This is a genomic window from Bradyrhizobium sp. HKCCYLS2038 (assembly GCF_051167655.1).
Classification (GTDB): domain Bacteria; phylum Pseudomonadota; class Alphaproteobacteria; order Rhizobiales; family Xanthobacteraceae; genus Bradyrhizobium.
This window is the reverse complement of sequence record NZ_JBNPTM010000002.1, coordinates 14511-28084: the sequence shown is the minus strand read 5'-3', so window position 1 is coordinate 28084 and position 13574 is coordinate 14511. Positions and strand designations below refer to the sequence as shown.

General features: G+C 67.5%; 9 protein-coding genes and 1 pseudogene. 8 read left to right on the top strand and 2 right to left on the bottom strand.

Annotated elements, in window-relative coordinates:
* Positions 1-9 precede the first annotated feature (9 nt).
* Entirely contained in the window at positions 10-1125 is a 1116-nt protein-coding gene (locus ACQR1I_RS09370) for a saccharopine dehydrogenase family protein (RefSeq protein ID WP_434864338.1), read from the top strand.
* Positions 1126-1153: 28 nt separating this feature from the next.
* Complete coding sequence (locus tag ACQR1I_RS09365) at positions 1154-1993, top strand: enoyl-CoA hydratase/isomerase family protein (protein ID WP_434864337.1); 840 nt, start codon at positions 1154-1156, stop codon at positions 1991-1993.
* A gap of 6 nt (positions 1994-1999) precedes the next feature.
* Here the strand turns inward: ACQR1I_RS09365 and ACQR1I_RS09360 are convergent, their stop codons facing one another.
* Positions 2000-4612 carry a LuxR C-terminal-related transcriptional regulator gene (locus ACQR1I_RS09360; protein ID WP_434864336.1) on the bottom strand — a complete coding sequence of 871 codons (2613 nt, stop codon included), beginning with the start codon at positions 4610-4612 and terminating at the stop codon, positions 2000-2002.
* Between the two features lie 261 nt (positions 4613-4873).
* Between ACQR1I_RS09360 and ACQR1I_RS09355 the strand changes: the two genes are divergently transcribed.
* The 4 genes from ACQR1I_RS09355 to ACQR1I_RS09340 all read left to right on the top strand — a co-directional run bounded on the left by ACQR1I_RS09355 (position 4874) and on the right by ACQR1I_RS09340 (position 10165).
* Positions 4874-6415, top strand: coding sequence for an AMP-binding protein (locus ACQR1I_RS09355; RefSeq protein ID WP_434864335.1), 1542 nt, complete (start codon positions 4874-4876; stop codon positions 6413-6415).
* Positions 6416-6428: 13 nt separating this feature from the next.
* Complete coding sequence (locus tag ACQR1I_RS09350; protein ID WP_434864334.1) at positions 6429-7466, top strand: NADP-dependent oxidoreductase; 1038 nt, start codon at positions 6429-6431, stop codon at positions 7464-7466.
* A gap of 51 nt (positions 7467-7517) precedes the next feature.
* Positions 7518-8261, top strand: a complete 744-nt coding sequence (locus tag ACQR1I_RS09345) for an SDR family NAD(P)-dependent oxidoreductase (protein WP_434864333.1) — start codon at positions 7518-7520, stop codon at positions 8259-8261.
* A gap of 176 nt (positions 8262-8437) precedes the next feature.
* The gene (locus ACQR1I_RS09340; RefSeq protein WP_434864332.1) at positions 8438-10165 is read left to right on the top strand and encodes an acyl-CoA dehydrogenase family protein; all 1728 of its coding nucleotides are present in this window, start codon (positions 8438-8440) and stop codon (positions 10163-10165) included.
* Positions 10166-10248: 83 nt separating this feature from the next.
* On the opposite strand, the gene ACQR1I_RS09335 is transcribed toward ACQR1I_RS09340, so the two are convergent.
* On the bottom strand, positions 10249-11421 hold the full coding sequence (locus ACQR1I_RS09335) for an MFS transporter (protein WP_434864331.1): 1173 nt from the start codon (positions 11419-11421) through the stop codon (positions 10249-10251).
* A 615-nt stretch (positions 11422-12036) separates the two neighbouring features.
* On the opposite strand from ACQR1I_RS09335, the pseudogene ltrA reads away from it, so the two are divergent.
* Together ltrA and ACQR1I_RS09325 are read left to right on the top strand one after the other, a co-directional pair.
* Positions 12037-12828: pseudogene (ltrA, locus tag ACQR1I_RS09330) on the top strand (group II intron reverse transcriptase/maturase); the annotation flags it as partial.
* Positions 12829-12926: 98 nt separating this feature from the next.
* Entirely contained in the window at positions 12927-13301 is a 375-nt protein-coding gene (locus ACQR1I_RS09325; protein WP_434864330.1) for a group II intron maturase-specific domain-containing protein, read from the top strand.
* The last annotated feature ends 273 nt before the right edge of the window (positions 13302-13574 follow it).

Sequence of the window (13574 nt, the reverse complement as noted above, 5' to 3'; positions counted from 1 at the left end):
GAGGACATCATGAGTTCCGACTATCCCGTCGTCGTCTATGGCGCGAGCGGCTATACCGCGCGTCTGGTGATGGAGCACCTGCGCGAGCTCGGCGTGCCCTTCATCGCCGCCGGTCGCAACCGCGCCAAGATCGAGGCCGCTCTCGCCATCGTGCCCGGCATCGAGGCGGCCAAGTATCAGATCGCAGAAGTCGAGCACCGCGTCGAAGCTCTGACGGAACTGCTGACCGGCCGGCAGGTCGTCTGCAACACCGTGGGCCCCTTCAATCGCTTCGGCCGCGAGATGGTCGAGGCGGCTCATCGCGCGAGGGTGCATTATTTCGACACCACTGGCGAACAGCATTGGGTCGCCGAGCTCATGCGCGACTGGGACGCCAAGTTCCGCCAGATCGAGCGGCTGATCGTGCCCTCGCTCGCCTACATGTACGGCGTCTCCGAGATCGGCGCGCGGTTCTGCCTCGACACGCCCGGCGTCGATTCGCTGGAGCTGACCGGTATCGCCGAGGCGGTGCCGACCGTCGCCTCGGCGCAGACCATCCTCGATGCCGTGCGCCAGCCGTCATTCTACCTGAAGAACCGCGAGCTCATCAGATATCCCGGCATCGAAACCACCGACATCTCGGCGCCGTCGGGCCAGGTGCTGCGCGCCTCGAACTGGGGCGGGAGCTCGCATCCGATCTGGTTCAGCCGCGACGGCCGCGTGCGCAACTGCAAGATGATGGTCGCGATGTGGAACCAGGAGCTCTACAAGAAGGAGCTCGAGCTGGAGCGCGCCAACAAGGTGTCGCTGCAATGGATTCCCGATGAGGCGCTCTATCCCATGCTCGATGCGATGGCGATCGCCATCGCGCCGGCGACGCCGCCGCGCGAATCCCGCTTCGTCCATCGTGCCGTCGACGTCTGTGTCGGAACCGGCAACGTCGTGATGGTCAAGTCCACCTTGATCGCCACCGGCGGCTACTACACGACGGGACTGATGCAGGCCTATGGCGCCATGCGCGCCTCGCGCGAGCCGCCGCGCCGCGTCGGCTTCGCCAGCCCCAGCGAGGCCTTCGGCCACAAGGAGCTGCTCGGCGCGCTCGAGAGCTACGGCTATGTGGGCCTCAAGGTCGAGCGCCTCGTCTGATCATCCGCCGGCATCTGAGGAGCATCCCATGAATTTCGAAACCCTGACCCTGCGCGAGGACGACGGCGCGCTCCATGTCACGCTGCGCAATCCGCCGATCAATTTGATGAACGGCCAGATGGTGCGCGAGCTCTTTCAGGTCAGCGGCCTGCTGATGCAGAACCGCGGCCTCAAGGTGGTCGTCGTCGAGAGCGCCGATCCGGATTTCTGGATCGCGCATTTCGACATGACGGAGATCGAAGCGTCGCTCAAGAACCCGGCGACGCAGAGCAAATTCCCCGACATCAACGTCGTGCAGGCGCTGGGCCTGAGCTGGCAGAACGTACCGCAGGTGACGATCGGCAAGGTCGCCGGCCGCGCGCGTGGCGGCGGACTGGAGTTCCTGCTCGCGCTCGACATGCGCTTCGCCTCGCAGGATTCGCTGTTCGCGAGTCCGGAGGCGAGCGCCGGGTTTTTGGCGACCGGCGGCGGCGCGACGCGCATGCTGCTCGGCGCCGGCCCCGCGCGTGGCCTCGAGATCCTGCTGTCCACCCGCGACTTCTCGGCGGTGGAATTCGAGCGCTACAACCTCATCAACCGCGCGCTGCCGAAAGCCGAGCTCGATGCCTATGTCGCAGATCTCGTTGCCCGCATCGTCGCGCTGACGCCCAAAACCATCGCCATGCATCGCGCCGTGCTCGACAAGGTCGCGCAGCCTTTCGTCGAGCCGCTGTTTGCGGCGATGGCGGCGGAGAACGTCGGCTTTCGCGCGGGGATTGCGAGCGGGACGATAGCATCCGCGGCGCAGGCGATGGCGGCGATCGGGCAGACGCGGGAGTTCGAGCTCGATCTGCCGGCCAATCTCGCCAAGCTCGCCACCGGCGGCTGAGCGGGCTCACAGCATCCCGAGTACGCGCGCGCGGGCGACGGCGGTCTTGCGTTCGCCCGCGCCGAGCTTCTGGAACAGGTTCTTCACGTGCCACTTCACGGTCTCGTCGCTGAGGTTCAGCGAGATCGCGATCTCCTTGTTGCTGAGATGGGCGGCGAGGCCGTGCAGGACGTCATATTCGCGCGCGGTCAGCAGGCCGGGACGTGCGGCCTGGCCAGCGGCAGGGCGCGGCGCCGGCGCCATGACCGTGCGCTCGCTCGGCGCGGCGGCGTTCGCGCCGAGCTCCGCCTGCATGCGCTGAAGTCCCCAGGCACGGGCGGTCGCCGCCGCCTCGCGCAATTCGGAGTGGCCCTTGGTTTGTCCCTGCCGCAGCAGTGCGCGTCCGTACAAGCCCTGCGCCGCCAATCGCTCGCGGCCGCACTCCAGCCGTATCGCGAGCTTCTGCGCCTTGCGCGCGCTCTCGGCGGCCAGTTGCAGGTCGCTCGCCACCTCACTGCGGACCCGGCTCGCCGCCGCCGCGAGCTCCGCCTGAAGGCGCAACATGTCGAGCAGCGAGTCCGGCAACTTGCCGTCATGCTGCGCCACCAGCGCGCTCAGTTGCTCGGCGACGTCCTCGGCCGCGCGGTCGCGGCCATTGCGCGCGTTGAAGCGCGCTAGCGCGCCGAGTCCGACGGCCTCGATGCGCGGCAGTTTGCGCATTCGCCCGAGCGCCACCAGGCCCGAGATGTGCTCCTCCGCCAGATCGAGCCGCCCCTCGATCTCCGCCAGCCGCGCCGAGGCGAGATAGCCGGCGATGACGGCGTCGGGAACGGCGATCTTCTCGATCTCCGGCAGGCGCCGCAGGATGACGCTGCGTGCCTCGTCGAGGTGGTCGGTCTCGACGGCGGCTTCGGCGAAGACGGCGGCGATGGTCGTGACGATGCGGTGGCGCGGATCGAACCTGCCTTCCAGCCGTCGCAGCGTGCCGCGCAGAAGCTCGTAGGCGAGCTCCGCCTTGCCCTCCCAGAGCAGCGATAGCCCCTGATAGTACTCGACGAAGGCCGCCACGATGGCGGACGCCTTCGCCCGGTCGACGTCGATCAGTGCGCTCGCCAGACGCTTGCGCGCTTGTCCCGGACGTCCGCGCAGGACGTCGGCGGTGCAGAGACACAGCGCATGGATCAGAATTTCGCTCGCGCCGGCGCCGCGCTCGGGCTCCGGCCATTGCGCCGCGAAATGTTCGAGCTTGCGCAGATCGTCGCTATAGCCTGCGGTGGAGGCTTCGATTAGCAGCGCCTCGAAGCGCTCCTGCGCATCGAGGCCGGGCTGGGCGAGTACGCGCTGCAGCAGCGGTTCGACCTGCAGGAAGCGCAAGCTGTTCAAGGCCGCCCAGGCGGCGGGCAGCCAGACCGCGGGACGCCGCTCGATGCCGTCGGCGGCCATCCGGTCGACCCAGTCGAGGACCTCGGCCGTGCGGCCCTGCACGGTCATCTCGCGCATCGCCCGCTCGGCCATGTCCAGCGCCGTCTCGCTCTCGCCGGCGAGCCGCGCCTGATTGGCCGCCTCCTCATAGAGTCCGCGCTCGGCGTACCACTGCGCCGCAATGTGCGCGACGTTGCGGCGGCGCGTCTCCGGCCAGGCCGCCTGCGTCGCGCTGAGAACATCGCGCGCCGCTGCATTGAGCCGCAGCCATTCGTCGCCTTCGATGCGGATCAGCAGCGGCGTCAGGTCGGCGAGTCGCAGGACCTCCGCGACGGGCGCCTCGGGGCCGGCGAGCGCGCGGCAGAGGTCGGGATGCACGGGATCGAGCAAAGCGAGGCTCGTGAGCAGGTCGATCACGGCTTCGGGCTGCTGCTTGACGATGCGGTCCGTGAAGAACTGGCCGAGCGCGAGCGAGACCGTCTCCTCCGGCGTCTCGGCCAGGCCGCGCCCGAGCTGCGCCGTCAGTGCGAGATGGACGCCTAGCGGCCATCCATCGGTCAGGCCCTGGATGCGCGCGCCGAGCCTCGCCGCCTCCGCCGGCGGCAGCGCGCGCGCGACGATCTCGACCGTCTCCTCCTCCATCAGCCGCAGAGCCTGCGTGCCGATGCGGGCGATGGGCGAGCCGGCGAAGGCAGGCTGCCGCGCGATCTCGGCGCCGGGGCGGGTCGAAAGCGCCGTGCGCAGATTCGCCGGCGCGTTTGCCAGAACATAGGCGAGCGCGCCCTCGCGCAACGTGGGTGGCGCCAGATCGGCGTCATCGAGCAGCAGCAGCGCCTCCCGTCCGCTGCGTTCGATTTCGGCGAGCCACGCCGTCAGGGCTTCGTAGGGATCGGCGACGTTGCGCGCCCATTGTAGGAACGCCTCGCCGATCACACGCGGATCCTGGCGCGAGGATGCGTGCAACAGGCCTTGAACGAATCTCGATCCGTCGTCGGCGGCGTCGAGGCTGAACCAGATGGCGGCCCGACCCGCGGCGAGAGCTTCGGCGCGCCAATGGGTCAGCAGGCTGGTCTTGCCAAATCCGAGCGGCGCACTGATTTCCAGGATCTGGGTTGCCCCGTACAGGCAGCGGTCAAGCGACAGCCGCTGGCGCGACATCGCCGCTTCGGCCAGCGTCGGCGGCGCCGTCTTGAGCACGATGGCCTTGCGCCAGGTCACGAGTCTCCTCCCAAACCGCGATCGGCCGGTCCTGCCATTCGGACCGTTCCCCGCGCGGGCGCTTTTGCGTCGTTTATGGGTCCCTTCATAACGCCAAGACGCGTTTCAACGCTAGGGCAAGAGGGCGCCCGGCCGAACCTCCCGCCCCCCCGACGCTGGGGGGCGCAGCCGCGCCTGTCGTCGCGTATCTCACGCGCAACAACCAATGTCGCGCCTCGACGTCGACGTTTCCCGGAGGAGACCGCCATCTCGCTCGCATCATTGCTCGACAGGGGCGCAAGCCTTGGCAGGGACAGGATCGCCTATGTCATCGACAACAGGCAGATCACGTTCGGAGAAGCGCAGGATCTGTCGCTCCGCGTCGCCCGCGCACTCGCGGCGAAGGATTTCGACCGCGCCGCGAAATGCGCGGTGCTCTCGGATAACGATCCGGTCGCTTGGCTTTGCGTCGTCGGGGTGTGGCGCGCCGGTTTGGTCTGGACGCCGCTGAATCCGCGCGCGCCCGTCACCGAACACATCCTGCTCGTCGATGGCTTCGACGTCGACGTGCTGTTCTTCAAATCCGCCTTCGCCCCGGCGGTCGCGGCGATCCGCGCAACCTGTCCAGGCCTGCGCCATCTGATCTGCATCGACGGCGACTGCGAGGGCGCGGTTTCGCTCGCGCGCTTGCTGGAGAGCCATCCGGCCACGCCGATGGCGTTCCAGCCCGACCCCGCCGCGCTCGCCGCCATCATGCCGACCGGCGGCACGACGGGACGGCCCAAGGGCGTGATGCTGAGCCATCGCAACCTCGTCCTCTCGGCGATGAACGGAATCGTCAACACGCCCTATGCGCCAGGCGAGGAGATCGTCAATCTGGCGGCCGCGCCGATGACCCATACCGCGGGCTTTCTGACGCTGCCCGCGACCGCGCGGGGCGGCAAGGTCGTCGTGATGACCAAGCCTGATCCGGCGGTGCTGCTCGACCTCGTCACGTCGCAAGGCGTCACCGAGTTCTTCCTGCCGCCGACCGTGATCTATCGCCTGCTGGATGCGCCGGGAATCGAGCAGCGGGACTTCTCCCGGCTGACGTACCTGATGTATGGCGCGGCTCCGATGTCGGTCGAAAAGCTGCGCCGGGCGCTGCGCGTGTTCGGTCCCGTCATGCTGCAGGGCTACGGCCAGACCGAAGCGCCCGGGGCCATCGCCTTCCTGCGCCCGGGCGATCATTACCGCCACGGCGAGATCGCCGAGGATGCGCGGCTCTCCTCCTGCGGCCTGCCTTCGGTTTTCAATTCGACCGCCATCCTCGACGAGACCGGCCGGCCGCTGCCGGCAGGCGAGACCGGCGAGATCGCGGTACGCGGCGACATCGTGATGATGGGCTACTACAAACAACCCGACAAGACCGCCGAGGCCGTCGTCGACGGCTGGCTGCGCACCGGCGACCTCGGCCACATCGACGCTGAGGGCTACCTGCACATCACCGACCGCAAGAAGGACATGATCATCAGCGGCGGTTTCAACGTCTATCCGAGCGAAGTCGAGCAGGTCATCTGGCGACACCCGGCCGTGCTCGACTGCGCGGTCATCGGCGTCGCCGATCCCGATTGGGGCGAGGCGGTGACTGCGGTGGTCGAGCTGCGCGCCGGCGCCTCGACCACGGAGGACGAGCTCATCGCGCTTTGCAAGACGGCACTTGGCTCGGTCAAGGCGCCCAAGAGCGTGCGCTTCGTCGAAAGCCTGCCGCGCAGCGCCGTCGGCAAGGTGCTGAAGAAGGACCTGCGCGATCAATTCCGCCAGCCCGGACAAACAACGACATGAGGGAGGACGTCCAATGAACGCCATCGCTGCGAATACGGTCAATCGCCAGTGGATCTTGAATCGGCGCCCCGTCGGTGCGGTGAGCCGCGCCGACTTCGACTACGTCGAGGGCGGCGTCCCGGCCTTGACCGACGGCGACGTGCTGGTGCGCTCGCTCTATTTCGGCTTCGACGCCAGCCAGCGCATCTGGCTGACGGACGACGGCGGCTACATGAAACCGATCATGCCCGGCGAACCGATGCGCTGCATGGGCATCGGGCAGGTCGTGGAGTCGCGCAATCCGGACTATCGCATCGGCGATGTCGTTGAAGGCTTCATGAGCTGGCAGGACTATGCCGTGGTCCGCGCCGATGGGCCGATGCCGTTGCGCCATCTGCCCAAGGCCGATTTTCCGCTGTCGTGGAACCTCGGCGTCTTCGGCGTCGGCGGCCTCACCGCCTATTTCGGCGTGACCGACGGGCTGAAGATCGGCAAGGGCGACACGGTCGTCATCTCGGCCGCGACCGGGGCGACCGGGTCGATCGCGTGCCAGATCGCCAAGCTCCTCGGCGCGCGGGTGATCGGTGTCGCCGGCGGGCCTGAGAAATGCCGCTGGGCGATCGAGAATGCCGGCTGCGACGCCTGCATCGACTACAAGAACGACGACATCCCTGCGCGGCTCGCGGAGCTCGCTCCGGGCGGCGTCGACGCCTATTTCGACAATGTCGGCGGCGATCTTCTCGACACCATGTTCCTGCACATGGCGCCGCGCGGGCGCATCCTGATCTGCGGCGCGATGAGCCAGGGCTACACCGACGTCAAGGTGCAGGGGCCGCAGAACTACATGCGGATCTGCACGCATCAGCTCACGCTCAAGGGCATCCTGCTGTTCTTCTACGCCGAGCAGATCCCGCAGGCCGCCGCCGAGATCGGACGCTGGGTGATGGAGGGCAGGCTGCGCGTGACGGAGAACCGCCAGCGCGGCTTCGAGAAGGCGCCCGACCTGCTGCCAACGATGTTCACCGGCAAGGACCCCGGCAAGCTGGTGCTGCACGTCGCCGACCCGGTCTGATCGGCAGGCTGCTGAGCCCAACAACAATCGTCTCGAGGAGGAAACAGTCCGATGAGCTCATTGAAGGACAAGGTCGTGCTGGTCACGGGCGCGGCGACCGGCATCGGCGCGGCGATCGCGCGCCGCGCCGGTGCCGCCGGCGCCAAGGTCGCGGTCGTCGGGCGCAACGAGGCGAGCGCGCTTGCCGTCGCGGTAGAGATCGAGGGCGCGCGCGCCTATGGCGCCGACGTCTCCGATCTCGGCGAGATGCAGCGCGTCTGTGCCGAGGTCGTGCGCGACTTCGGCCGGCTCGACGGTGCCGTCAACAATGCCGGTATCGGCGGGGAGTTCGGCCCCGTCGGGGCCTGCACCTCGGATAACTGGAGCGCTGTCCTCGCTGTCAACCTGACCGGTGTCTTCTACAGCGTGAAGGCCGAGCTCGAGCACATGCTGCCGAGCGGCGGCGGTTCGATCGTCAACATGGCCTCCGTCGCGGGCCTCCTCGCCGAGGCCAATCTGCCAGCCTATATCGCGTCCAAGCACGGCGTGGTCGGGCTGACGAAATCTGTCGCCATCGACTATGGCCGCGCCGGCGTGCGCTGCAACGCCGTCTGTCCCGCCTATGTGCACACCCCGCTCACCGAGCCGCTGTTCTCGCAACCGGCCTTCGTCGATATGATGAACGCGCGCCAGCCGATGGGACGCACCGTGACCGCGGAAGAGGTCGCCGACGTTGCGGTGTTTCTGCTCAGCGATGCCGCCAACGCCATGACCGGCGGCGTGCATCTGACCGATGGCGGCATCGCCGTGACCTAGTTCCGCCGGCATGCGTATGGCCGCGCAGCGAGCTTCGAAGCAGGCCGTCGACCCCGACGGTGTTGGCAAGTCGGGAGGACTTGACGCAGGCCATGCGACAGGCTCGATTGCGTGCCGCGGGGGGCGCCGACCGCGACCTCGCCGATTTGTTTCACCCCCGTGAGAGACCCTGCCGAATGTCGAGCTACGCCGCGCCGCTGAAGGATTACCGCTTTCTCCTCGATCACGTCTTCTGCGCTGCGAGGCTCTGCGAAACCGAGCACTTCGCCGAGGCGACGCCAGATCTGCTCTGGGCGGTGATCGAGGAGGGCGGGCGGTTCGCCGAACAGGTTCTCGCGCCGCTCAATCGCTCCGGCGATGAACAGGGCTGTACCTACGCGGAGGGCCGCGTTACCACGCCGGCGGGCTTTCCGCAGGCCTATCAGCGCTTCCGCGACGGCGGATGGGCGGGGCTCACCGCCGCCGTCGAGCATGGCGGACAGGGCCTGCCGCACACGCTGTATGCGCTCATCGACGAGATGATGACGTCGGCCAATCCGGGCTTTGCGATGTACCGCGGCCTGATCGACGGCGCCTATCGCACGCTTGCGCGGTACGCCGCGCCGGAGCTGCAGCAAACCTACCTGTCGGCGATCGTGGCCGGCGCGACGCTACCGACAATGAACCTGACCGAGCCGCATTGCGGCAGCGATCTCGGCCTGTTGCGCACGCGCGCGGAGCCGGACGGCGAGGGCGCCTATCGCATCACCGGCATGAAGATCTTCATCAGCGGCGGCGAGCACGATCTCACCGCGGACATCCTGCATCTCGTGCTCGCGCGGCTGCCCGACGCACCGGCCGGCAGCCGCGGCATCAGTCTTTTCCTGGTGCCGAACGTCCTCGTCGACGCTGCTGCGGGCACGCGCGTGCGCAATGCCGTGAGTTGCGGCGGCATCGAGCACAAGATGGGCCTCAAGGCCTCTGCCACTTGCGTGATGAACTACGACGGCGCCAGAGGCTGGCTCGTGGGCGCGCCGCATGGCGGGCTCGCGGCCATGTTCACGATGATGAACGCCGCGCGGCTCGGCGTCGCGCTGCAGGGGGTCTGCGCGGCGGAGGCGGCGGGCCAGATCGCGGCGGCCTACGCTGCCAGCCGGCGCCAGGGCGCCGCGCCCGGTGCGACCGACCCAGGCCCGCACGCCATCGCGCGCCATCCCGACGTCCGCCGCATGCTGCTGACGCAGAAGGCGCTGGCGCAGGGCGGCCGGGCGCTCGCGCTGCGCATCGCATTGGCGCTCGACTTCAGCGAAGCGGCGCCCGAGGCCGCTGAACGCGAGGCGAACGCGAATCTCGTTCAGCTGCTGACGCCGGTCGCCAAATCGTTCCTGACCGACGCCGGGACGGAAGCCGCCAATCTCGCGGTCCAAGTGCTGGGTGGCCACGGCTACATTCGCGAATGGGGCGTCGAGCAATGGGTGCGCGACATCCGCATCTCGGCGATCTACGAAGGCACCAACGGCATCCAGGCGCTCGACCTCGTCGGCCGCAAGCTCGCGCTCAAAGACGGGCGGCCGGCGCAGCGCTATTTCGATGCGCTCGCCGAGCAGTTCGAGCGGGCGTTGGGCGTGTTGCCGTCGGCCTCGCGCGCCGGCGAAGCGCTGCAGAAGTTGCGCGATCTCACCATAGCCGTCAGCCGCGCCGCGCCGGTCCCGCGCAGCGAGGCGGCGAGCGACTATCTGTCCCTGTTCGGTCTGGTGGCGCTTGCGGGAGAGTGGGCGGAGATGGCGCGCGTCGCGGCCGCGACGGCGGAGTCGGACCCTGAGTTCTGCGCCGACAAGATCGCGACGGCCGATTTCTACATGCGCCGCATCCTGCCGCGCCATCTCGGGCTGGCGGAAGCCGTCCGCGCGGCGCTCGCCGCCTGAAGCGCGCCGGCGTCGTTCAAGACGATCAAGGGCGCCCGCGGGCGCCCTCTGCATTTTGATCTGACGCAGACCTCCCTCGGCCCTTACTCGGCCAGCAAGCCCAGCGCCGAGCAGATCAGCGCGAAGCCGGCCATCAGCCCGATCGCGAGCGGCAAGCCGCCGACAGCGCCCGCGATCCCCAGCACGATCAGGGGACTGCCGAAATTGCCGATGAAATAGGCGGTGTTGAAGCGGCCGGTGCCGCGGCCGCGCAGTTCGAACGGCAGATGCGTCATGATCTGCGTCGTGATCGTCGGCATCAGGAAGCCCATGCTGAGGCCGGTGAAGACGCAGCCGAGGAGCGTCATGCCGTAAAGCTCGGTCCCGACCACGAGCGCAAGACCGAGGGCGGCGAGAAGAAATCCGCCAATGAGATTGAGCTTGAATGAGGCGTCCGCCCGGGAGCGGTAGAGCAGCGAACCGACGAGAATTGCGAGCGAGAAGCTCATCGAGCTCATGCTGATGGTCAGCGGAGACGTGATGCCGCGTGCCGTGAGCAGGAACGGCAACTGGATCGGGACCACGAGGATCAGCACGGCCAGCGCGAAGCCGAAGGCATAGAGGCCGAGCACTGCCTTCCACGGGAATTTGCCGGCGGGCGGCTCGTGCGCATGTTTCACCGGCTCGTGCAGCAGCAGCATGGCCGCCGGGGCGCCCAGGATGAAGAGGCCGTAGGCGTAGAACGGCGCGTTCCAGGCGACCTCGCCGAGCGCTCCGCCCAGCGGAATAAAGAAGAGACCCGACAGCGAGACGAAGACGGTCTGCATGATCAGCCATTTCTGGCGCGCCTTGCCGATGAAATAGTCGCCGATCAGCGTCGTCGAACTCGTCATTGTCGCCGCCTCCAGCGCGCCCAGCACGATCCGCTGCATGATCAGCGCATTGAGCGACATCTCGACCAGCGCCGGCGCCATGCCGATGCAGCCATAGGCGAGCACGCTTACGACAAGCACCTTCTTGCGGCCGAAGCGGTCGAGCACGGAGCCGACGAAGCTCGAGCACAGCGCGACCATCAACGACGGCACGGACAGAGCAAACAGGGCCTTCGGCTCGGCGCCGGGATCGGTCGCAGCATAGTGGGCGACGATGATCGGCATCGCCGGGGCAAGCAGCACGGCGGCTGCGACGGTCACCAGCGAATAAAGCCCCAGCAGAACGCCCTGCGTCGTGCCTGGCGCAGGGCTCGCTCGATCGAGCGGCTCCACGATTGACGTCATGTACTCCTCCCCTTTTTTTGCAGCATCGAGGCTGCGTGCTCGGCGGTCTTCGCCGTCAAGCCTTCAACTCGAGGAGTATGAGCGCCGCAGCCGGACGCCGCGCCCCCCGCGAAAGGGGGGGCGGCTCGGACGGCATGCTGCATGGGACGCGACTGCTCAACCCGGAGATGAAGTGGTTTCGCCGACCATGAGGGGCTAGCTCCGCAACCTGTGCGAGGCCTCCCCGCCCGGACGAGCGAGCTGCCAATCGCGAAGTCCAAGGTCATCAAGGGGCGGGGTGGTATATCCGACGGGTATGCGGTGAAGGCGGTCGGTCTTACCTCAGGAGGTCTGCGTCGTGTCCCGGCAACGGGACTGAGGTCGTCGTGAGGCGACCTGATCACGGCGCAGAAGTCAGCAGAGGGCGTAGTAGGCGGTAGCGTGCCGCTGAAGGCCTGAACGATGGAAGTGGTCAGTAGAGTGGTGATCTCGCGCGATCCAATGCGGCCGGAAGATTAGAGCAATCTGAACCCTCGCCCCGGACCGAGGGGTGAATCCCCGCGTGCCGGCGCCGGGGGGGCCGAAGCTCGTGCGGCGCTGACCTGTCTCGAACGCCCGGCGGTCGCGGGACCGTCGATGGAAAGGATCGTCGCACGTGAGAACCTGAACAAGGCATTGGACCGAGTGAAGCGCAACAAGGGCGCAGCCGGCGTCGACGGGATGACCGTGGACGACCTGGCGGCCTACGTGAAGGCAAACTGGCTCACGATCCGGGCTCAGCTGCTCGACGGCACCTACAAGCCGCAGCCGGTACGGCGCGTCGAGATACCGAAGGCATCGGGTGGCGTTCGGCTGCTCGGCATCCCGACGGTGCTCGACCGCTTCATCCAGCAAGCGGTCCTGCAGGTGCTACAGGGTGAATGGGACCGGACGTTCTCCGAGGCGAGCTTCGGCTTCAGGCCGGGCCGCTCGGCGCATCAGGCGGTGGCGAAGGCGCAGGCGTATATTGCGTCCCGACACTGCATCGTGGTGGATATCGACCTGGAGAAGTTCTTCGACCGGGTCAACCACGATATCCTGATGGGGCTGGTTGCCAAGCGGGTCGCTGACAAGCGTCTTCTGAAGCTGATCCGTGGCTTCTTGACCGCGGGTGTGCTGGAGGGAGGGCTGGTCGGCCCGACGGAGGAAGGGACGCCGCTAGGCGGACCACTGTCGCCGCTGTTGTCGAACCTGATGCTGGACGTTCTGGACAAGGAGCTTGAGAGGCGGGGCCATCGCTTCGTGCGCTACTCCGACGACTGCAACATCTATGTGCGCAGTCGGAAGGCGGGCGAGCGGGTGATGGCGAGCATCGAGACGTTCCTGGAACGGCGCCTCAAGCTCAAGGTCAACAGGGCCAAGAGCGCGGTTGCCAGACCGGACCACCGCAAGTTCCTGGGCTTCAGCTTCACGCAGGGAGAAAGCCGCGCCGGCGCATCGCGCCCGAGGCGATTGCCCGCTGCAAGGCGAGAGTTCGAGAGCCGACGGTGCGACAGTCTGGTCGCAGCCTCACGCAGATCAGCGAGAAGCTGTCGCTGTATCTCAAAGGATGGCGCGGCTACTTCGGGTTCTGCGAGACTTCGTCGGTGTTGCACAAGCTGGATGAGTGGATCAGGCGGCGGTTGCGCGCCGTCGTCTGGACCCAATGGAAGCACGGTCGCACTCGCTTCGACGAGCTGCAACGCCGCGGCGTCGGCCGGGAGCTGGCACTCAAGACCGCCGGCAACCCACGTGGCGCTTGGCGACTCGTGAACAGTGCCGCGTTGACCATGGCTCTGCCGAACGTCTTCTTCGCTTCACGCGGCATGCCCTCCCTCGCACCCCGCAGGACCGCTCAATCTGCCGAACCGCCGTATACGTGATCGGTACGTACGATGGTGTGGGAGGGGGAGGAGTCGTGAGACTCCCCCCTATCCCGATTCAGCCGATACCCTTCCTTGCGCCTCTTCTTCCAAGAAGAGGTCGACTGATCGCAAAACTCGGGCGCAGGATGCTGCGAGACAGCCCAGTCATGCCTGCTGTTTGAAATGTGCAGAAAGGCGCGAGACACTATTCCGCGCTGGCGTTTGCGGGACGTGCTGATGAACGGCCCGCTTGCCGGTGAACTGTTCGTCTTGGCGGCACGGCGCCGTCGG